This is a genomic window from Bradyrhizobium sp. CSS354 (assembly GCF_029051725.1).
In the GTDB taxonomy this organism is placed as follows: domain Bacteria; phylum Pseudomonadota; class Alphaproteobacteria; order Rhizobiales; family Xanthobacteraceae; genus Bradyrhizobium.
Map to the genome: position 1 here is coordinate 149,037 of NZ_JAACFU010000009.1, position 19,184 is coordinate 168,220.

Sequence of the window (19,184 nt, forward strand, 5' to 3'; positions counted from 1 at the left end):
AGCTTCGCGCCGTCTCGTCGTATTATTTCCTCAGGATCGCATCATGAGCGGACCATCCGACTACCAGCCGAGCAATCCGGCCCTGCAATGGATCGAGCGACGTCTGCCGATCCTCGGCCTCATGCACTCCTCCTTCGTGGTCTATCCCACCCCGCGCAACCTGAACTATTGGTGGACCTTCGGCGCCATCCTCTCCTTCATGCTGGGGATCCAGATCCTGACCGGCGTGATCCTGGCGATGCACTACACGCCGCATGCCGACCTCGCCTTCAAGTCGGTCGAGCTTCTGGTTCGTGACGTCAATTACGGCTGGCTGCTGCGCAACATGCATGCCGTCGGCGCCTCGATGTTCTTCGTCGCCGTCTACGTCCACATGCTGCGCGGCCTCTATTACGGCTCCTACAAGGAGCCGCGCGAAGTGCTGTGGATCCTTGGCGTCATCATCTACCTCCTGATGATGGCGACCGGCTTCATGGGCTACGTGCTCCCCTGGGGCCAGATGAGCTTCTGGGGCGCCACCGTCATCACCAATCTGTTCTCCGCCATCCCCTATGTCGGCGAGAGCATCGTGACGCTCTTGTGGGGCGGCTATTCGGTCGGCAATCCGACGCTGAACCGCTTCTTCTCGCTGCACTATCTGTTGCCGTTCCTGATCGCGGGCGTCGTCGTGCTCCACGTCTGGGCGCTGCATGTCTCCGGCCAGAACAACCCTGATGGCGTCGAGCCCAAGACGGAAAAGGATACGGTTCCGTTCACGCCGCATGCGACCATCAAGGACATGTTCGGCGTCTCCTGCTTCATGCTGCTCTACGCCTGGTTCATCTTCTACATGCCGAACTACCTCGGTGACGCCGACAATTACATTCCGGCGAACCCGGGCGTGACGCCGCCGCACATCGTGCCGGAATGGTATTACCTGCCGTTCTACGCAATCCTGCGTTCGATCCCGAACAAGCTTGCGGGCGTGATCGGGATGTTCTCGGCGATCATCATCCTGTGCTTCCTGCCCTGGCTCGATGCCGCCAGGACGAAATCGTCGAAGTACCGTCCGCTGGCCAAGCAGTTCTTCTGGATCTTCGTCGCGGTCTGCATCCTGCTCGGCTATCTCGGCGCGCAGCCGCCGGAAGGCATCTATGTGATCGCCGGCCGGGTCCTGACGTTCTGCTACTTCGCCTACTTCCTGATCGTGCTGCCGCTGCTCTCGCGCATCGAGAAGCCGCGGCCGGTGCCGAACTCGATCTCGGATGCCGTCCTGGCCAAAACCGGGAGCAGGTCGACGCCGATGGTGTCGAGCGCGATCGTGCTTGCGCTGGCGGGCGCGTTGTTTGCGGGCTCCGCCGACAGCGCGCGTGCCTCCGAAGGCAGCGACAAGCCGCCGGGCAACAAATGGTCGTTCGCCGGTCCGTTCGGCAAATACGACCGCGGCGCATTGCAGCGCGGCCTGAAGGTTTACAAGGAAGTCTGCGCCAACTGCCATGGCCTGTCCTACGTCGCCTTCCGCAATCTCGCGGAAGCCGGCGGTCCCGGCTATTCGGTCGCGCAGGCTGCAGCCTTCGCCTCCGACTACAAGGTCAAGGATGGTCCGAACGATGCGGGTGACATGTTCGAACGCGCGGGCCGGCCGGCGGATTATTTCCCCTCGCCATTCCCGAACGAGCAGGCCGCGCGTGCGGCGAATGGTGGCGCGGCGCCGCCGGATCTGTCGCTGATCACCAAGGCGCGTTCCTACGGTCGCGGCTTCCCGATGTTCATCGTCGACTTCTTCACCCAGTATCAGGAGCAGGGCCCGGACTACGTCTCGGCGTTGCTCCAGGGCTTTGAGGACAAGGCGCCCGAAGGCGTGACCCTCCCCGAGGGCTCCTACTACAACAAGTACTTCCCGGGCCACGCCATCAAGATGCCGAAGCCGCTCAGCGACGGCCAGGTGACCTATGACGACGGCTCGCCGACCACGATTGCGCAATATTCCAAGGACGTCACCACGTTCCTGATGTGGACCGCCGAACCCCACATGGAAGCGCGCAAGCGCCTCGGTTTCCAGGTGTTCATCTTCCTGATCATCTTCGCCGGCCTGATGTACTTCACCAAAAAGAAGGTCTGGGCTGACTCGCACTGAGCGGCCCGAGGCGAGAATGAAGAGGCCCCCGCGAGGGGGCTTTTTTGTTGGGCACGAGAGTGTGTTGTCAGGCGCGATTGCCTATCGTCCGCTCAAACGCCAAAATGCCGCCAACGCTCCCCAAAAACTCGTCGGAGGACACCATGGGAACCGCCATCACCTTCAAGCGCCCGGACGGCAAGGACGCATCGGGCTATCTCGCCAATGCCGCGCGCGGCAACGCGCCGGGCGTGGTGGTCATCCAGGAATGGTGGGGCCTGTCGGACCAGATCAAGGGCCTGTGCGACCGCTTCGCGCTCGCCGGTTTCGATGCGCTGGCGCCCGATCTCTACAAGGGCAAGGTGGTGCCGTATCACGACACGGACGCGGCCGGCAAAGAGATGAACTCGCTCGATTTCATGGACGCCACCACGCAGACCGTGCGCGGCGCCACGCAATATCTGTCACGCAACGGCGCCAAGGTCGGCCTGACCGGCTTCTGCCTCGGTGGCGCCGTCACCATCATCGGCGCGGTGCATGTGCCGGAGCTCGCGGCCGGCGTGGTGTTCTACGGCATTCCACCCGAGCAGGCAGCCAAGCCCGCCGACGTCAAGATCCCGCTCCAGGCCCATTTCGCCAACAAGGACGATTGGTGCACGCCGGAACTGGTCAACGGCTTCGAAAAGGCCATGAAGACCGCCGGCAAGTCGCTGGAGCTGTTCCGCTATGACGCCGAGCACGCCTTCGTCAACGAGCAACGCCAGGCCGTCCACGACCGCGAAGCCGCCGAGCTCGCCTGGGGCAGGGCGACGGAGTTTTTCCGCAAGCATCTGGCCTAGGGAGCGGCGGCGCGCCGCGATCGACGCTATCGCCGCATCACGATTGAAAATCGATCACTGCAATCATAGGCTGCAGTCGCAGGGCGTTCGCCATGCGACTGCAGGAGAGCACGATTGTGGACGGCCGCTTGACCAAGGCTGTGGTGCCCCGCGAAGCGCTGGAAGCGGCTCGGGACCCCGAGAAAGCCGAATATCTGACTGGCGCTGTGGTCGACTACGTCAACGCAATTCAACGCGCCGGCGTCTACACGCGACGTGAGCTGCCCGCACCGGCCATGCAAGCCTATCACGCCGACTACTATCTCACTCAGGTCGACAACGGCGGTCACAGCCAGTTCATCGGTAATACGGGCATCGCGATGCTTCCGACGACATCCGGCGATGCGCTCGCTGGACTGAAGGCCATGGGAGCGAACGCGCAACACCAGATCTTGCAGGAGATGATCGCCTGGGTAGAGGCACATCCCGGCGAGGCTGCGCTACAGAACGGGTTCGAAAATCGCGCCGCGGAGCTCAATGCGCTTGACGATCGCTTCTATGCGGCCGAGCGACTTCAACCGATGACGCCACGCGCGGCCCGATGGATCGCGAGCTGGCCCGAATTGCACGCCGTCGCGCAGGAGCAATATTCTTCTGAAATCGAGCGGCTTGCGCAGCTTAACCCGCATCTGTCCCACCGCCGGATCTGGCAAAGCGTTCGCCACATCAGCTTCCAGATGACTGACGACTTGCAGATCACGGTCGCGGCGGCCTGCGGGGCGGTGAGGCCTGACCCAGAGCTCAAGGTCATGGTGCTTCCAGGATTCGACACGGATGTGGAGGGGCAGCAATGCACGGCGTTCGGCGTAAGGACCAACAAGGGCTCGCGGCTATGCGTCTTTGACGAGGCGGGTGGACGACTTTATGAACTTGCGACGCCCCCTACGATAGTGGGCGCGCGGCTGTCGACTGTCGGGACTGACACGATCCAGAATTTCTTGAGAATTGCCGAGCAGAACTTTGCGGCCGAAGCGACCGACCTGCTGTTGCGGAAGTTGGGTCTGGATCCCGCCGCGGCGATCACGGCCTTGAGCGTGAACGACGATCGAGCCACTTGGTGTGCGGTCACAGGAGAGACCAGCGTTTTAGTCGAAACCTTTGGCGATCGCGCCCAGGTCATCGGATCTGACGGCGAGCTCGTGCTCACGGTCATGCGAGACGAAATCGAGCGTCATGCCGCAGACGCGGCCGTGGGGCACGCCAGCCTGCAAGACCGGCGATAATCCTCGTTGCGATTTGCGCCATTTTGCCGGTCGAGCCTGCCCAGCGGCTCTTGACGCCGTTCCCGCGCCATGATGAGTATCCGCCCATGAGCACCGCCGTCCGCCCATCCCGTCTTTGGTGGCGCACCTCCTGAGAGGTGGCCGGTGCGATTTATTCTCCCAAAATCGTCTGAGGTCGCCCACGCAGTGCGGCGGCCTGATCGTTTGTCCTGTGTGGCGTTCCCTCGACAAGTTTCGTAAGAGGACCCCATGAACAGGACCGTCTTTGCCCTTCCGGCTCGAAGCGACTATGTGACCCGCGCGGGCCTCGCGATCACGCGCGTGGCGGAACAGTTTTCCGGCGGCGCCAACCGGCTGGACGATCTCGTCAGCCTGCTCGACCGCCGCCGCGGCGTGGTGCTGTCGTCGGGTACGACCGTGCCCGGCCGCTACGAGAGTTTTGACCTCGGCTTCTCCGATCCGCCGCTCAAGCTCGAGACCACTGGCGTCAATTTCAAGCTGGAAGCGCTGAACGCGCGCGGGGAGGTGCTGATCGCCTTCCTGACTGACGTCTTGCGCGAGCCCTGCGTCGTGATCTCCGAGACAACGCCCACGCGCCTTGCCGGTCATATCATCCGCGGCGAAGCCCCGATCGACGAAGACCAGCGCACGCGGCGCGCCAGCGTGATGTCGCTGGTGCGCGATCTCGTCGCCGCTTTCTCCGCCAATGACGACGGGTCGCTCGGCCTGTTCGGCGCCTTCGCCTACGACCTCGTGTTCCAGATCGAGGACCTCGTGCAGAAGCGCGCGCGAGAGAGCGACCAGCGCGACATCGTGCTCTACGTCCCCGACCGCCTGCTGGCCTATGACCGCGCCACCGGCCGCGGCGTCGTGCTCACTTACGATTTCGCGTGGAAGGGCAAGTCCACCGCGGGCCTGCCGCACGAGACCGCCGAGAGCCCATACCTCAAGACGCCGCGCCAGGGTTTTGCCGATCACGCGCCCGGCGAATATCAGGCCACGGTCGAGACCGCGCGCGCTGCCTTTGCACGCGGCGATCTGTTCGAGGCGGTGCCGGGGCAGCTCTTCGCCGAGCCCTGCGACCGCTCGCCGGCCGAAGTGTTCCAGCGGCTCTGCGTCATCAACCCGTCGCCGTACGGCGCGCTGATGAATCTTGGCGAGGGCGAATTTCTCGTCTCGGCCTCTCCGGAAATGTTCGTGCGCTCGGACGGACGCCGGGTCGAGACCTGCCCGATCTCGGGCACGATCGCGCGGGGTACCGATGCGATCGGCGATGCTGAGCAGATCCGCCAGCTCCTGAACTCCGAAAAGGACGAGTTCGAGCTCAACATGTGCACGGACGTCGATCGCAACGACAAGGCGCGCGTCTGCGTTCCCGGCACGATCAAGGTGCTGGCGCGTCGGCAGATCGAGACCTATTCAAAACTCTTCCACACCGTCGACCATGTCGAAGGCATGCTGCGCCCCGGCTTCGATGCGCTCGACGCGTTCCTCACCCACGCCTGGGCCGTCACCGTCACCGGCGCACCAAAACTCTGGGCGATGCAGTTCGTCGAGGATCACGAGCGCTCGCCGCGCCGCTGGTATGCCGGCGCCATCGGGGCGGTGAATTTCGACGGCAGCATCAACACCGGCCTCACCATCCGCACGATCCGGATGAAGGAGGGCCTCGCGGAAGTGCGTGTCGGCGCCACCTGTTTGTTCGACTCCGATCCCGCCGCCGAGGACCGCGAATGCCAGGTCAAAGCTGCCGCTTTATTCCAGGCCTTGCGCGGTGATCCGCCAAAGCCGCTGTCGGCCTTTGCGCCCGATGCGACCGGAAGCGGCAAGCGGGTGCTGCTGATCGACCATGACGACAGCTTTGTGCATATGCTGGCCGATTACTTCCGCCAGGTCGGCGCCGATGTCACCGTGGTCCGCCATGTGCATGCGCTCGACATGCTCAAGCAGAAGCGGTGGGATTTGCTGGTGCTGTCGCCCGGCCCTGGCAGGCCTGAGGATTTTGGGATCAGGAAGACCATCGACGCGGCGCTGGAGAACAAGCTGCCGGTGTTCGGCGTCTGCCTCGGCGTCCAGGCGATCGGCGAATATTTCGGCGGCGAGCTCGGGCAGCTCACGCATCCCGCCCACGGCCGGCCCTCGCGGGTGCAGGTCCGCGGCGGACGGCTGATGCGCAATCTGCCGAATGAGATCGTGATCGGCCGCTATCATTCGCTCTATGTCGAGCGCGCCAGCATGCCGGAGGTGCTATCCGTCACCGCCAGCACCGAGGACGGCGTCGCCATGGCGCTCGAGCACAAGACCCTGCCGGTCGCCGGCGTGCAATTCCATCCGGAATCGCTGATGTCGCTGAGCGGCGAGGTGGGCTTACGAATTGTCGAGAACGCGTTCCGTTTGGATGCGCGCGCTGATTGAGAGGCACCATGACTTTTGACCACGATCTGAAGGCAAGCGTCCGCACCATCCCGGACTACCCGAAACCCGGGATCTTGTTCCGCGACATCACCACGCTGCTCGCAGATGCGCGTGCGTTCCGCCGCGCGGTCGACGAACTCGTCAATCCCTGGGCCGGCAACAAGATCGACAAGGTCGCCGGCATGGAGGCGCGCGGCTTCATCATCGGCGGCGCGGTGGCGCACCAGGTTTCGGCCGGCTTCGTGCCGATCCGGAAAAAGGGCAAGCTGCCGCATACCACCGTGCGCATCGCTTACTCTCTCGAATACGGCATCGACGAGATGGAGATGCATGTCGACGCCATCCAGCCCGGCGAGCGCGTGATCCTGGTCGACGACCTCATCGCCACCGGCGGCACCGCGGAAGGCGCGGTGAAATTGCTGCGCCAGATCGGCGCCAATGTCGTTGCCGCCTGCTTCATCATCGACCTGCCCGATCTCGGCGGCGCGGCCAAGCTGCGCGCGATGGACGTGCCGGTGCGCACGCTGATGACGTTCGAGGGGCACTGAGCGGCAACGGCGCCGCTGGCGACGTTCAGATCGGCTCCGCCTTCAGCTCCGACAGCCAATGCAGCATGCGCTCTTTGAGCAGCGCATTCCTGACATAGGCGGTCTCCTCATCCTCCAGACGCTCACATTCACCAAACGTCAGGCCTGCCTCGCCATGCGTGTTCCACGCATCCTGGAGGCTACGGCAGGTGTGGCTACCCTGGCGCAGCGAGAACCAGATGCGGTTCTGGATTGTGTCGAGGTTCGGGGCTTGGCCGACCCAGGCCTCGCCCGAGGCCGCGCAGCGGACGACGTAAATGCCTGCAACGGTCTTCCGCTCCTTGTAGGCGGCGATCGCTGCTTTCCGGTCGATGGTCACGGTGAGGTCCTTGCTGAGGAACGCTGGTGCGTGGACTCAGTGACCGCAGGACCGCTCGGCGTCAATATTATCCGGGTAAAATATTCAGGACCGTTGCAGGATCAGGCTGAGCTCGAGCTCGCGGAAGGCGAGGTAATTGCGCCGGGTCCACTGATGCAGCTCGGTCGAGGCATCCTTCTCCTGGCGCAGATAGCCGGTGAAGGAAAAATTCAGGCGGCCGATATAGGTCTTGAGGAAGCCGGGCAGCGCCGGCAGGCGCAGCAGCCGGCCGCCGGCCATCGCGGCCGGCAGCTCGCCGCGCACGACGTGCTCGTTGTCCACCGTGATCAGGTTGATGCGCGGGATCTGTTCGCGCAGCGTCTCGTGCGCGCGGGCCGAGACGCGGTCGGTGTCGGCGACGAACAGGATCATCGGCGCGACGTGGCGGCGCGCCGCCTCTTTCAACAGGCCGATCTCCTCGGTCATCTTGAAGAACTCGTCAAAGGCGTGGAAGCCGAGGTCGATCACCTTGGCCACCCCGTCATCGACGATGACGCGATCCATCAGCTGCATCTTGCCATAGGTGTCGATCACATCGGCTGTCTCCGTGATCTTCGGCAGATAGTCGAGCAGCGACGGCTCCTTCAGGTTGACGTCGAAGGCCACGACGTTGCCGTTCTTGAGCAGCAAAAATTCGCTCAAAAGCCGCGCCAGCAGGGTCTTGCCGACCTGCGGGCGGGGCGAGCAAATGATGTAGAGGGGCGTCGCGGGCATCGATAGCTATATCAGTCGAACTCGGCGACCAATCCAGCCGTATCCGCCCGGCTTGCGCAACTATTTTTCGCTGTTGCGGCTGACGGGCTTGGAGCCGACGATGTCGGTCAGCCGGATCCGGTCGAATTCGCTCCAGACGTTCGCCAACCAATGCCGGACATAGCCGCGCAGCACGAACGAATAGTTCGCGGCCTCGTCGTTGATGCCCTTGTTGGCGACGAATTTCAGGAACGGGACGGAGGACACCTCGACCTGCTCATAGGCCATTTCGTTGAGCTTGGGGATGGTCAGCTCGGTCGCATCCTTGATGCGGTGGAAGTAGGAATTATAGGTCGCCTGGTCCCACTGGAAGAACTGCGTGTCGTTGATGAAGTTCTTCACCAGGAAGTATTTGGCGCCGGTCATGAAGCCTGCGGTCTCGGCGATTTCGTCCAGAGAGGCGATCGAGGGGCCGAGGATGTGGAACACGGCAAAAGTGATCTGGCCGGCCTTGGCGGCGTCGAGGAAACCGATGTCGCGCAAGGAGGCCAGCGCCGGCGACAGCAGGCCGGCGCGGACGTCGATCACGGTGACCGACGGGCTCGTCGCGTTGAGCGTATCGAAGATCTTCATCTGATCCGACGTCGTCGTCATGTCGACGATCTCGGTGATGTCAGGGTGGAAGCGCTTCAGGGTTCCGCGCGGCGACTCGGTGTCGAAGGCGCGCGTCGGCACGTTGTTGGCGGAAAAATAATCGAGCAAGGTCCGCGACACCGTGGTCTTGCCGACCCCGCCCTTGTCCGCGCCCACCACAACCACTGCCGGCTTTGCCATTGCTGTCCCCTAACGCGCGCCCCCGATCGCGAAGTCGCAATCGGCCGGGCCCCAAATCGATGTCCCAAGGATGTCCCGAGGATGTCCCATGCCTGCTGTTGGGCGCGAACATGGCAGAAACAAGGGAGAATTCAATTCCGCGGGGCCCAGTTACGGCAATTCCCGAGGTTTTTCCCAATCGCGACGATGCATGCCGCGCGTGGCGTCAAATCACGCTCAATGGCGGCCCCAAGGACCTATCGGGTTGCTGGTGGCGGTTCCGGCGGGGCTGGGTGCGGGCACGGGCGGCGGACTGGTCGCGCCGCTGGCGTCGTTCCAGGGACCCTGACGCAGCGGCGGTGGGGTGTCCTGCCGATCGGCTTGCGTGTCTGGCTCCTCGGCCTCGTCGGCGGGAGACGGCAGCGGGCCAGGATCATGGCCGCCGGCGAACTTGACCAGCGCGTCGACCCGGGACTGCACCGAGGGGTGGGTCGCGAACAAATCGGCAAAACCCTCGCGCGGATTGTCGACGCAGAGCTCCATCACCGCCGAGGTTGCGCCCGGCAGCTCGCCGCGGTTCTCGATCTTGCGCAGGGCCGAGATCATGGCGTCCGGGTTTTTCGTCAACTCGACGGAGCCCGCGTCCGCGAGATATTCCCGCGAGCGCGACAGCGCGAGCTTCACCACCTGCGACAACAGCCAGGCCACCACGATCAGCACGATCGCAATGATGATGACGATCACCGCGCCGCCGCCGGAACTCTTGCTGTCACTCGACGACGAGGATGATCGTGACGACGAGGAGGAGCCTGACGACCACGAGCCGCCGGAGCCGGAGCTCCAGCTGAAATTCGTGAACAGGCGGAAGAACAGTTCGCCGAAGAAGCCGACCACGCCTGCGATGATGACGGCGACCACCATGAGCTGCACGTCGCCGTTCTTGATGTGGGTCAGCTCGTGGCCCAGCACGGCCTCGATCTCGTTGTCGTTCAGCGCATTGAGGAGACCGGTGGTAACGGTGATCGAATATTGCCGCGGGTTGAGGCCGGTCGCGAACGCGTTCAGCGCCGGGCTCTCCATGATCTTCAGCTTCGGCATCGTGATGCCGCGCGAGATGCAGAGATTTTCGAGCAGATTATAGAGCCGCGGCTCCTCCTGCCGGGTGACGTCGTGGCCGCCGGTCACCGCATCGATCATCGACTGGTGGAAGAAATAAGCGATCGCGATCCAGGCCGCTGCCACGAGGGTCGCAACCGGTGCGGCGACTTTCAGGTCATAGAAGGCGCGTCTCAGATAATGGACGACAGTCTCGTCGCCGTTGATGACGACTTCGGCGATCAGCGCGCCGGCGTAGACCAGCACATAGACCAGCGCGAACAGGCCGGCGAGCAGGAGCATCGAACGAAACTTGTTCGAGGCGATGTGCGTGTAGAGACCATACGCGGCCATGACGCGATGCCCTGCCGGCCTATCGGCTCAACTCAGAACTTCACCTGCGGCGTGGCTTCGACCTCGGAGCGGCTGGCACCGAGATCGAAGAAGTCCTTTTTGGTGAAGCCGAACATGCCGGCGAACAAGGCGGCCGGCATCTGCTGGATGCCGGTGTTGTATTCCTGGACCGCGCTGTTGAAGAAGCGGCGGCTGGCCGCGATCTTGTTCTCGAGGTCGGACAGCTCGCTGGCGAGTTGCTGGAAATTGGCGTTGGCCTTGAGGTCGGGATAGGCCTCCGACAGCGCAATCAGCCGGCCGAGCGCGCCCGAGAGCTGGTTCTCGGCCGCGGACACCTGCGCCGGTCCCTGCGCCGACATCGCCGAATTGCGCGCCTTGATGACGTCGTCGAGCGTGCCGCGCTCATGCGATGCGTAGCCCTTCACGGTCTCGACAAGGTTCGGGATCAGGTCGTGGCGCTGCTTGAGCTGCACGTCGATGTCGGCAAAGGCCTGGCCGACGCGCTGGCCCAGCGCCACCAGCCGGTTGTAGGCGGCGAAGGCAAAGAACACGAGGACGACGATAACGCCGAGGACGATCCAGCCGGTCGACATCGAGAACTCCTGCAGGGGGAAGAAGGCGGGCGCAGCCTAGACCAAATTGGCGCGGAGCGAGAGCCCCGGCGCAGAAGGGAGGTAGGATTTGGTCGGATGAGGGACTATCCGAGTTCAAGGCGAAAGCGCCGGAGGAGGTTAACTTTTGGAGAGGACGGTATCGCCCCAGCGCCAGCGGCGGGCGCTTGCATAGGCGGCCTTGTCGCGGCGCGGGATCCTGGCGAGTTCGACGCTTTGCTCCGTACAGAGCTTTGCTGTGATCTCGGCCTTGCTGACGTCCGGCGGCGCCAGCACGCGCGCGCCGCGGGTTGCGGGCGGCGTACGGGTCAGCGCCACGTAGATGAATCGCTCGTCCTCGAACGGCACCTCGGCGCCCTTGATCTGGCGGTGAGCCTGCGAGCGCGGCAGGCGCTGGGAGAAATGGCACCAGTCCGGCGTCGCCAGCGGACATGGCTTTTCGTGCGGGCAGGGTGCGGCGACATAGGCGCCGGCCGCGATCAGTTGCTGGCGCAACGCGAGGATGCGGCCGTAGCCGGCGGGCGTACCGGGCTCGATCACGACCAGCGCGTGGCGCGCTTTCGCCCACATCGTTTCCGCGAGCTTGCGTTGATCGCCTTCACTGAGCTCGCCGATGACATAACTCGCGACGACGAGATCGGCTTGCGAGACCTCGGCGAGGTTCGCGCCGGCATCGCCCGGCAGATAGCGGCAATCCGCCAGACGGGTGCTGTCGCGCGCCAGTTCGAGCGCGAGACGGCTGAGCGTGCCGTTGGCATCGAGCAGGGTGAAATCCTGCAGCGAGGAGAACGCCTCCGCCGCGGCCCAGCTCGCGGTGCCCGGACCAGCGCCGACGTCGAGCAGCGTTTCCGGAGCGAGGTCCGGCGCGATCTCGGTCAGCGCATTCAGGCTCGCCGCCACCGCCGCGTAGGTTGCCGGCATGCGTGTGAGCGCATAGGCGAGCGCGTCGGCCTCCGACTTGATCGTGCCGGAGCCGCCGCCTGCGCGATAGCTGGTCGAGATTTTCTGCGATCGCTGCGCAGCGTCGGTGCGCGAGAACCCCTGGAGCTTGCCGTCGAGGGCCGCCTTTAGCTCAGCGGGAAGCGTGGGCGAGATCATCTTAATTCGTCGTCATTCCGGGGCGCGTGTAGCGCGAACCCGGAATCTCGAAATGGTGGCGCGAGATTCCGGGTTCGATGCTGCGCATCGCCCCGGAATGACGTCCCAAAAATCACGCCACGTTCTGGTCGAGAATGTCCACCGCCTCTTGCAGGTTCACCGACACCAGTTGCGAGACGCCGCGTTCGGCCATGGTGACGCCGAACAGGCGGTTCATCCGCGCCATCGTGATCGGGTTGTGGGTGATGATGATGAAGCGCGTGTCGGTCGAGGCGGTCATCTCGTGCAACAGGTTGCAATAGCGCTCGACGTTGTGGTCGTCGAGCGGCGCGTCGACTTCGTCCAGCACGCAGATCGGCGAGGGATTGGTGAGGAACACCGCGAAGATCAGCGCCATCGCGGTCAGCGCCTGTTCACCGCCGGAGAGCAGCGACAGCGTCTGCGGCTTCTTGCCCGGCGGCTTGGCGATGATTTCGAGGCCGGCTTCGAGCGGATCATCGCTCTCGATCAGATGCAGCGCGGCTTCGCCGCCACCGAACAGCTCGACGAACAGGCGCTTGAAGTGGTTGTTGACGACCTCGAACGAGGTCAGGAGCCGCTCGCGCGCCTCCTTGTTGAGGCTCTGGATGCCCTGGCGCAGCCGCTTGATGGCCTCGACGAGGTCGTCGCGCTCGGTGACCAGGCCGTTGTGCTGGGTTTCGACCTCGCGCAGCTCTTCCTCGGCGCGCAAATTGACCGCGCCCAGCCGCTCGCGATCGCGGCGCATTTTTTCGAGGTCTTCCTCGATGTCGTGCAGCGGCGGCAGCTCCGTGCCGGGTTCGATCTCGGCGAGGCCGGCAACGGCCTGCGGTTCGACCTCGAGCATGTCGCGGATTTCGCGCTCGATGTCCTCGAGCCGGCGCCGCGCGCCTTCCATGCGCTCCTCGGCGCGGGCGGTGGCCTCGCGGGAGCTTGAGAGCGCTTCGAGCGTCAGCTTCGCGACGCGATCGGTTTCGGCCATCGCGGTCTCCGCGCTGGCGAGCGCATCGGCGGCCATGCGGCGCTCGTTTTCGGAGTATTCGATCTCGGTGATCAGCGCGCTGCGCTTCTCCGCGAACACGGCCGGCGCGTTCTCGAGATCGCTGCGCTCGATCGAGACTTCGGTGATGCGGGTCTGGATCGTGTCGATGTGGGAGGCTGCGCTCTCCTTGCGGTTCTGCCACTCGGTGCGTTCGGCGAGGATCGCCTGCACGCGGCGGTCGGCCAGCTCGGCCTCGCGCGCCAGCGCCTGTGCCTCGGCGCGGACCTGGGCGGCCATGCGGCGATGGCCTTCGATGTCGCTGCGGACGGCGGCCAGACGGGTTTCGGTGTCCTCGCTCGACGGCAGCTCGGAGATCCCGGCTTCGGCGTATTCGTAGGCGGCTTCGGCCTCGGCGCGGTCGGCGGCCAGACGGCTGTGCGCTTCCGACAGCGTCGCCTTGCGCGCGGCGTGGCGGCTGATCTCGCGCTCGACCGTGGCATGGCGCTCGCGCGCGACGTTGAGCTCGCGCTGCGCGGCACGCCAGGCTTCGCGGCTCGCACCTTCGGTGCTGGCGGCCATCTGCAGCTCGGCTTCGGCGTTCTCCAGCGCCTGACGCTTGATCTGCGCGTCGATGCGGGCCTGCTCCAGCTCGTTCTCGATGTCGATGAGGCGGGCGCGCTCGGCAAGCCGCCGTGCTGCGCCGGTCGGCGCGTGGGCGGCTGCGACAAAACCGTCCCAGCGCCAGACGTCGCCTTCGGGCGAGACCAGCCGCTGGCCGGTCTTGAGCTGCGAGACCAGCTCGGCGCCGCGCTCGCGCGGCACCACGCCGATCTGCGCCAGGCGGCGGGTCAGCTCGGCCGGGGCCTGAACGTGGCTGGCGAGAGGCACGACGCCTTCGGGCAGTTCCGGATCGCCGTCGGTGACGCCGGCATTGGTCCAGCGCATCGGCGCGGACGGATCGACCGGGGCGTCGAGATCGTCGCCAAGCGCTGCGCCGATCGCCTTTTCGAATCCCTTGTCGACGGTGATGCCGTCGATGATCGGCGGCCACAGATTCTTGGTCTCGCCGTTGAGGATCTTGGAGATCGTGCGCGCCTCGGTATCGAGCCGCTGCACGCGCTTGTCGGCTTCGACGAGCGGCGAGCGCGAGGATTCCAGCGTCTGCCGCGCGACGACGTGCGCGGCTTCGCTGGCTTGAGCCGCGGCTTCCGAGGCTGCCAGCGTCTGCTCGGCGTTCTCGACGGTCGCGGTCAGCTCGTCGAGATCGCCGAAGCCGCCGGTCTCCTCGGTGAGCTTGTGCTCTTCCGCCGCGACGTTCGAAATCTCCTGGTCGAGCCGGGCGAGCTTGTCGCGGTGGGTTCGAACGTTGGCTTCGAGTTGATTGCGCTTGGCGGTGAGGTCGGCGAGCGCGGTGGTGAGCTCGGCGAACTGCTGCTCGGTTTCGGTCAGCACCGCCTCGGCTTCGGCGACACGCTCATCGACGCCGGAGCGCTTCTGGACGCGCGACTTGATCTCTTCCTTCAGCTCGGCATCTTCGGCGTCGAGGCGCTGCAGCGCGACATCGGCGTCCATGGTCTGCTGCTGGGCGCGCGAGATGTCGCCTTCGAACTGTGCGAGGCGCCGCTCGAGTTCCGCGACGCGATCCTTGGCGCGCTCTTCCTCGCGATCGAGCAGCTCGCGGGCGTTGGTCAGGCGCTGCAGCCCCGCCGCGGCGCGCGCTTCGGCATCGCGCAGCGCCGGCATTTCGGCGGCGCGAATCGCCTGGATGCGAGCGGCCTCGGCCTGGTGCTGGGTACGCTCGGCCATCTCACGGACCGCAAGATCGTGGGTCTGGCCGGACTCGTTGACGTCCGCATGGGCGCCGATCCAGCGCAGGTGGAACAGGGTGGCTTCCGCCTTGCGGACCTTGGCCGCGACCTCGCGATAGCGCACGGCCTGGCGGGCCTGCTTCTTCAGGCCTTCCATCTGCCCGGCGAGCTGGCCGATCACGTCCTCGACGCGGGTGAGGTTGGTTTCGGCCGCCTTGAGCCGCAGCTCGGCTTCGTGGCGGCGGGCGTGCAGCCCGGCGACGCCGGCGGCGTCTTCCAGCACGCGGCGGCGCTGCTCGGGCTTGGCCTGAATGATCTCGCCGATCTTGCCCTGGTGGACGAGGGCGGGCGAGCGCGCGCCGGTGGCGGCGTCGGCGAATAGAATCTGCACGTCGCGGGCGCGCACGTCGCGACCGTTGATGCGGTAGACCGAGCCGGCCTCGCGCTCGATGCGGCGGGAAATTTCCAGAAGCTGGCTGTCGTTCATCGCCGCCGGCGCGGTGCGATCGGAATTGTCGATCGTCATCGTCACTTCGGCGTGGTTGCGCGCGGGACGATTGCCGGAGCCGGCGAAGATCACCGCGTCCATGTCGGCGGCGCGCAACGACTTGTAGGAGGTCTCGCCCATTGCCCAGCGCAGTGCCTCGACGAGATTCGACTTGCCGCAGCCGTTGGGGCCGACCACGCCGGTCAGGCCGGGCTCAATGACGAAGTCGGTGGCCTCAACGAAGGACTTGAAGCCGTGGAGGCGCAGGCGGGTGATTTTCATAAGCACGCATCTCTGTTGGCAGGCGCGAATCCCCCTGCCGGGACAATACCATGGAAGGCAGTGTCGCTATCCGGGCGAGTCGCGCGAGGGCGCCTCATGCGGTCGGACAATGGCCGCGGTGCGCCGCGAGGGCAACCGGCGAAAGCCGTTTTTCCCAAGGGATTTATGCCGGGAAAGATACGGCTATCGAGATGCGAATCAGGATTGTGCCGTGCGAATCAGCTCTTGAGCAGCGGATTGATCTTCTTGGCGAATTCCTCGAACGAGGTCTCGCCCTTGACCTTCTCGCCGTTGACGAAGAACGTCGGCGTCGAATCGACCTTCAGAACGTCGCTGGCATATTTCTGGTCGGCGGCGATCTTGTCGAGCAGCGCCTGGTCCTTCAGGCAGGCCTCGACCTGCTGCTGGGTGAGACCGGCCTGCTTGCCGATCCGCGTCAGGGTCTCCGTGGTGTTCTTCATCACCCAGTCGTTCTGCTGGCGGAACAGCATGTCGGTGACGGCAAAGTATTTCGGGGCGTCGCCATTGGCGATGCAGCGCGACAGCATCGAGCCGGCGGCGGCTTTGATGTCGAGCGGGAACTCGCGGAAGATATAACGCACCTTGCCGGTGTCGATGTATTCCGACTTGATCTTGGGAAACACCTGCTCGTTGAAGGCCGCGCAATGCGGGCAGGTCATCGAGGCGTATTCGGTGATGGTGACGGCGGCGTCCTTCGGGCCCAGCGCCATGTCGGGCAGCGACACCGGCTTGGCCACGTCGCCAGGCGCCGCCTGCGCCATTGCTTCAGGGATCATGGCATCGGAGATGAACCGCAGCGGCGAGAACCCGGCGAGCGCGGCAAGCCCGGTCAGCGACAGCATCGACGTGAAGGCGCGGCGGGTGATGATCAAGGTCGGCTCCCGGATTGGCGTGGTCTCGCCTGAAATTCCCATTCAGACGGCCTGTCGCTAGCTTGAAACGTCGTTTGAGGCAATGGCGAGCGGCAAGGACAGGTCCAGTTTGACCGCAGAATAAGGCTCAATTTCGCTTGATGGCGGCCCCGAGGCGCGCCAGCGCCGACTTCAATTGTTCATCTTCGATGTCGCCCAGGCTCTCAGCCACCTCGGCCACCGATTTGGCGTCCGGCGGGCTGGGCCGGGTCGGCCGGCGAGCGCGCGACAGCGGTGCCTGGCGGAAGGCCAGCTTGCCGACCGCGCTCCAGCCGAAGAAGCGGTTGACCCGCTGCAGGATCACATCGGCGGAGTGCTGGATCTCCAGCGCCATCGGCCCCTCGACCCGCAGCACCAGCGTGGCCGGCTCCTGCGGCTGACCCTCGACCGGCCGCGGCCATTGCATCTTCAGCGGCTCGGCATGGGCCGCGATCTCCGGCCCTGCAATCTGCGCCCACCGCGTCACCAGCTCGCGCGCGGCAAATCCCTGCTTGGCATAGGCCTCGGCAAAGACGTCGTTGAGCAGGAGCGACAGCGGCTTGGCGCTGATGGGACCGGGTTTGATGGGGCGAAGCTTGGACATGGGACTTTATAGCACTCCGGAGCGTCGGCCACAGGCTCTTGGCCGCGAAGACAAGCTCTTGGCCGCGAAGAAAGACGTGGACGCCCGCGACAAGCGTGGGCATGACGTGGAGAGATCGGTGCATTGCCGTTACAGTGCGAACATGAGCCCCAAATCCGCCCTCAAGGCGAAATCGGAACCAGTTCAGCCGGAGACCTCGTCGCGCCCGCTCTCGCTGCTCGACTGGTACGACCGTCACCGCCGCCGATTGCCCTGGCGCGCTGCGCCCGGCGAGGCATCCGACCCTTACCGCGTCTGGCTGTCCGAGATCATGCTCCAGCAGACCACGGTGAAGGCGGTCGGGCCCTATTTCGAAAAATTCGTCGCGCGCTGGCCGGATGTCACCGCGCTGGGACGGGCCTCGCAGGACGACGTGCTGCGGATGTGGGCGGGGCTCGGCTATTATTCTCGCGCGCGTAATCTCCGTGCCTGCGCGGTCGCGGTGACGCGCGAGCATGGCGGCACCTTTCCCGACACCGAACTGGGCCTGCGCGCGCTGCCGGGCATCGGGCCCTATACGGCGGCAGCGATCGCGGCGATTGCGTTCGACCGCCGCACCATGCCGGTCGACGGCAATATCGAACGCGTGGTCTCGCGGCTCTTTGCAGTTGAAGAAGAGCTCCCGCAGGCCAAGCCGCTGATTCAGGAGTTGGCTGCGACGCTGCTCGCCGATTCTCGCGCCGGTGATAGCGCGCAGGCGCTGATGGATGTGGGGGCCTCGATCTGCACGCCGAAAAAGCCGGCCTGCTCGCTATGCCCGCTGAACGAGGACTGCACGGCGCGTAGGCTGGGAACGCAGGAAACGTTTCCCCGCAAGGCCCCGAAGAAGAGCGGCGCACTACGGCGCGGCGCCGCCTTCGTTGTCACACGCGGCGACGAGCTTCTCGTCCGCAGCCGTCCCGAAAAGGGTCTGCTCGGCGGCATGACCGAGGTACCGGGATCGGATTGGCTTGCCGGGCAGGAAGACGCCAAGGCAAAACAGCAGGCGCCCGCGCTGAAGGGGCTGTCGCGCTGGCACCGCAAGGCAGGCGTGGTCACCCACGTCTTCACGCATTTTCCGCTGGAGCTCGTGGTCTACACGGGCAGGGCGGAAGCGCGGACGCGGGCACCCGCGGGCATGCGCTGGGTGCCCATTGCCACTCTCGCCGACGAAGCATTGCCCAACGTCATGCGCAAGGTGATTGCGCGTGGATTGGACCCCTAGCTGCCCATCCTGCTGACAACATGCTGGCAGCAGGGCTGCGTTAGCTGTGGCCGGCAACGGAGGCTCCCATGATCAAGACCGCGCTCGACAGTTTTCCCAGGCCGCCTTGTGCCGAGCTGCTCGGATGGCGCTTGCTCGACGCCCGTCCCGGGGAAGGCTGGATCAAGCTCGCCTTCGACGGCAAGCCGGAGTTCTGCAATCCGGCCGGCTTCATCCAGGGCGGCATGCTCTCGGCCATGCTCGACGACACGATGGGCCCCGCCGTGCTGGTGATGAGCGAGGGCCGGCTCTACACCACCACCATCAGCATGACCGTGAATTTCCTCGCGCCCGCGAAGCCCGGGCCGATCATCGGCGAGGCCAAGGTGACGCAGCTCGGCAGGACGATTGCGTTCGTCGAGGCCAGGCTGACGGCGGAGGACGGCACGCTGCTGGCGACGGCGACCGCGAGCGAGCGGCTGCTCGAAGCGGCGAGGGTGGTGGGCAAATAGCTGCCGCGGACTCTTTCTTCCTTCTCCCCTTGCGGGAGAAGGTGGCGCGAAGCGCCGGATGAGGGGTTGGTTCAGCAAGTTCTAATGCGGGTTGGCTTCGCGGAGGCAGACCCCTCACCTGAGTGAGTCCGCGTCTAC

The 19,184-nt window shown here is 65.1% G+C and carries 16 protein-coding genes; 7 read left to right on the forward strand and 9 right to left on the reverse strand.

Annotated elements, in window-relative coordinates:
- The first annotated feature begins 43 nt into the window (after positions 1–43).
- The 5 genes from fbcH to GWG67_RS22845 all read left to right on the forward strand — a co-directional run bounded on the left by fbcH (position 44) and on the right by GWG67_RS22845 (position 7,159).
- Positions 44–2,116: a cytochrome b/c1 gene (gene fbcH / locus GWG67_RS22825; RefSeq protein ID WP_275171541.1), complete on the forward strand. Its 2,073-nt coding sequence runs from the start codon at positions 44–46 to the stop codon at positions 2,114–2,116.
- A gap of 143 nt (positions 2,117–2,259) precedes the next feature.
- Positions 2,260–2,934: a dienelactone hydrolase family protein gene (locus tag GWG67_RS22830; protein WP_275171543.1), complete on the forward strand. Its 675-nt coding sequence runs from the start codon at positions 2,260–2,262 to the stop codon at positions 2,932–2,934.
- A 92-nt stretch (positions 2,935–3,026) separates the two neighbouring features.
- Positions 3,027–4,196 carry a DUF4375 domain-containing protein gene (locus tag GWG67_RS22835; RefSeq protein WP_275171545.1) on the forward strand — a complete coding sequence of 390 codons (1,170 nt, stop codon included), beginning with the start codon at positions 3,027–3,029 and terminating at the stop codon, positions 4,194–4,196.
- A 249-nt stretch (positions 4,197–4,445) separates the two neighbouring features.
- Entirely contained in the window at positions 4,446–6,611 is a 2,166-nt protein-coding gene (locus tag GWG67_RS22840) for an anthranilate synthase component I (RefSeq protein WP_275171547.1), read from the forward strand.
- 8 nt (positions 6,612–6,619) lie between these two features.
- On the forward strand, positions 6,620–7,159 hold the full coding sequence (locus tag GWG67_RS22845) for an adenine phosphoribosyltransferase (RefSeq protein WP_007595035.1): 540 nt from the start codon (positions 6,620–6,622) through the stop codon (positions 7,157–7,159).
- Positions 7,160–7,184: 25 nt separating this feature from the next.
- Here the strand turns inward: GWG67_RS22845 and GWG67_RS22850 are convergent, their stop codons facing one another.
- From GWG67_RS22850 to GWG67_RS22890, 9 genes are all read right to left on the reverse strand, one after another.
- The gene (locus GWG67_RS22850; RefSeq protein WP_275171548.1) at positions 7,185–7,517 is read right to left on the reverse strand and encodes a GIY-YIG nuclease family protein; all 333 of its coding nucleotides are present in this window, start codon (positions 7,515–7,517) and stop codon (positions 7,185–7,187) included.
- An 84-nt stretch (positions 7,518–7,601) separates the two neighbouring features.
- Positions 7,602–8,270, reverse strand: a complete 669-nt coding sequence (locus GWG67_RS22855; RefSeq protein WP_275171550.1) for a hypothetical protein — start codon at positions 8,268–8,270, stop codon at positions 7,602–7,604.
- Between the two features lie 60 nt (positions 8,271–8,330).
- Positions 8,331–9,083 carry a hypothetical protein gene (locus GWG67_RS22860; RefSeq protein WP_126260459.1) on the reverse strand — a complete coding sequence of 251 codons (753 nt, stop codon included), beginning with the start codon at positions 9,081–9,083 and terminating at the stop codon, positions 8,331–8,333.
- 216 nt (positions 9,084–9,299) lie between these two features.
- Complete coding sequence (locus tag GWG67_RS22865) at positions 9,300–10,511, reverse strand: M48 family metallopeptidase (protein ID WP_275171552.1); 1,212 nt, start codon at positions 10,509–10,511, stop codon at positions 9,300–9,302.
- A 32-nt stretch (positions 10,512–10,543) separates the two neighbouring features.
- Positions 10,544–11,104 carry a LemA family protein gene (locus tag GWG67_RS22870; RefSeq protein ID WP_007595027.1) on the reverse strand — a complete coding sequence of 187 codons (561 nt, stop codon included), beginning with the start codon at positions 11,102–11,104 and terminating at the stop codon, positions 10,544–10,546.
- A gap of 138 nt (positions 11,105–11,242) precedes the next feature.
- Positions 11,243–12,220, reverse strand: coding sequence for a small ribosomal subunit Rsm22 family protein (locus tag GWG67_RS22875; protein ID WP_275171554.1), 978 nt, complete (start codon positions 12,218–12,220; stop codon positions 11,243–11,245).
- 112 nt (positions 12,221–12,332) lie between these two features.
- A complete protein-coding gene (gene smc, locus GWG67_RS22880; protein ID WP_275171556.1) occupies positions 12,333–15,797 on the reverse strand; it encodes a chromosome segregation protein SMC in 3,465 nt (1,154 codons plus the stop codon).
- A gap of 218 nt (positions 15,798–16,015) precedes the next feature.
- Complete coding sequence (locus GWG67_RS22885; protein ID WP_275171811.1) at positions 16,016–16,690, reverse strand: DsbA family protein; 675 nt, start codon at positions 16,688–16,690, stop codon at positions 16,016–16,018.
- Between the two features lie 127 nt (positions 16,691–16,817).
- Positions 16,818–17,312 carry a DUF721 domain-containing protein gene (locus tag GWG67_RS22890; protein ID WP_275171557.1) on the reverse strand — a complete coding sequence of 165 codons (495 nt, stop codon included), beginning with the start codon at positions 17,310–17,312 and terminating at the stop codon, positions 16,818–16,820.
- A gap of 142 nt (positions 17,313–17,454) precedes the next feature.
- Between GWG67_RS22890 and mutY the strand changes: the two genes are divergently transcribed.
- Positions 17,455–18,555 (forward strand): A/G-specific adenine glycosylase, encoded by a 1,101-nt coding sequence (gene mutY, locus GWG67_RS22895; protein WP_275171558.1) that lies wholly within the window; start codon positions 17,455–17,457, stop codon positions 18,553–18,555.
- 68 nt (positions 18,556–18,623) lie between these two features.
- Positions 18,624–19,046 carry a PaaI family thioesterase gene (locus tag GWG67_RS22900; protein WP_275171559.1) on the forward strand — a complete coding sequence of 141 codons (423 nt, stop codon included), beginning with the start codon at positions 18,624–18,626 and terminating at the stop codon, positions 19,044–19,046.
- The last annotated feature ends 138 nt before the right edge of the window (positions 19,047–19,184 follow it).

Bases quoted from the DNA above. Each gene is read 5' to 3' on its own strand.
- fbcH (WP_275171541.1), top strand. From the start codon at position 44: ATGAGCGGACCATCCGACTACCAGCCGAGCAATCCGGCCCTGCAATGG.
- GWG67_RS22830 (WP_275171543.1), top strand. From the start codon at position 2,260: ATGGGAACCGCCATCACCTTCAAGCGCCCGGACGGCAAGGACGCATCG.
- GWG67_RS22835 (WP_275171545.1), top strand. From the start codon at position 3,027: ATGCGACTGCAGGAGAGCACGATTGTGGACGGCCGCTTGACCAAGGCT.
- GWG67_RS22840 (WP_275171547.1), top strand. From the start codon at position 4,446: ATGAACAGGACCGTCTTTGCCCTTCCGGCTCGAAGCGACTATGTGACC.
- GWG67_RS22845 (WP_007595035.1), top strand. From the start codon at position 6,620: ATGACTTTTGACCACGATCTGAAGGCAAGCGTCCGCACCATCCCGGAC.
- GWG67_RS22855 (WP_275171550.1), bottom strand. From the start codon at position 8,270: ATGCCCGCGACGCCCCTCTACATCATTTGCTCGCCCCGCCCGCAGGTC.
- GWG67_RS22860 (WP_126260459.1), bottom strand. From the start codon at position 9,083: ATGGCAAAGCCGGCAGTGGTTGTGGTGGGCGCGGACAAGGGCGGGGTC.
- GWG67_RS22865 (WP_275171552.1), bottom strand. From the start codon at position 10,511: ATGGCCGCGTATGGTCTCTACACGCACATCGCCTCGAACAAGTTTCGT.
- GWG67_RS22870 (WP_007595027.1), bottom strand. From the start codon at position 11,104: ATGTCGACCGGCTGGATCGTCCTCGGCGTTATCGTCGTCCTCGTGTTC.
- GWG67_RS22875 (WP_275171554.1), bottom strand. From the start codon at position 12,220: ATGATCTCGCCCACGCTTCCCGCTGAGCTAAAGGCGGCCCTCGACGGC.
- smc (WP_275171556.1), bottom strand. From the start codon at position 15,797: ATGAAAATCACCCGCCTGCGCCTCCACGGCTTCAAGTCCTTCGTTGAG.
- GWG67_RS22890 (WP_275171557.1), bottom strand. From the start codon at position 17,312: ATGTCCAAGCTTCGCCCCATCAAACCCGGTCCCATCAGCGCCAAGCCG.
- mutY (WP_275171558.1), top strand. From the start codon at position 17,455: ATGAGCCCCAAATCCGCCCTCAAGGCGAAATCGGAACCAGTTCAGCCG.
- GWG67_RS22900 (WP_275171559.1), top strand. From the start codon at position 18,624: ATGATCAAGACCGCGCTCGACAGTTTTCCCAGGCCGCCTTGTGCCGAG.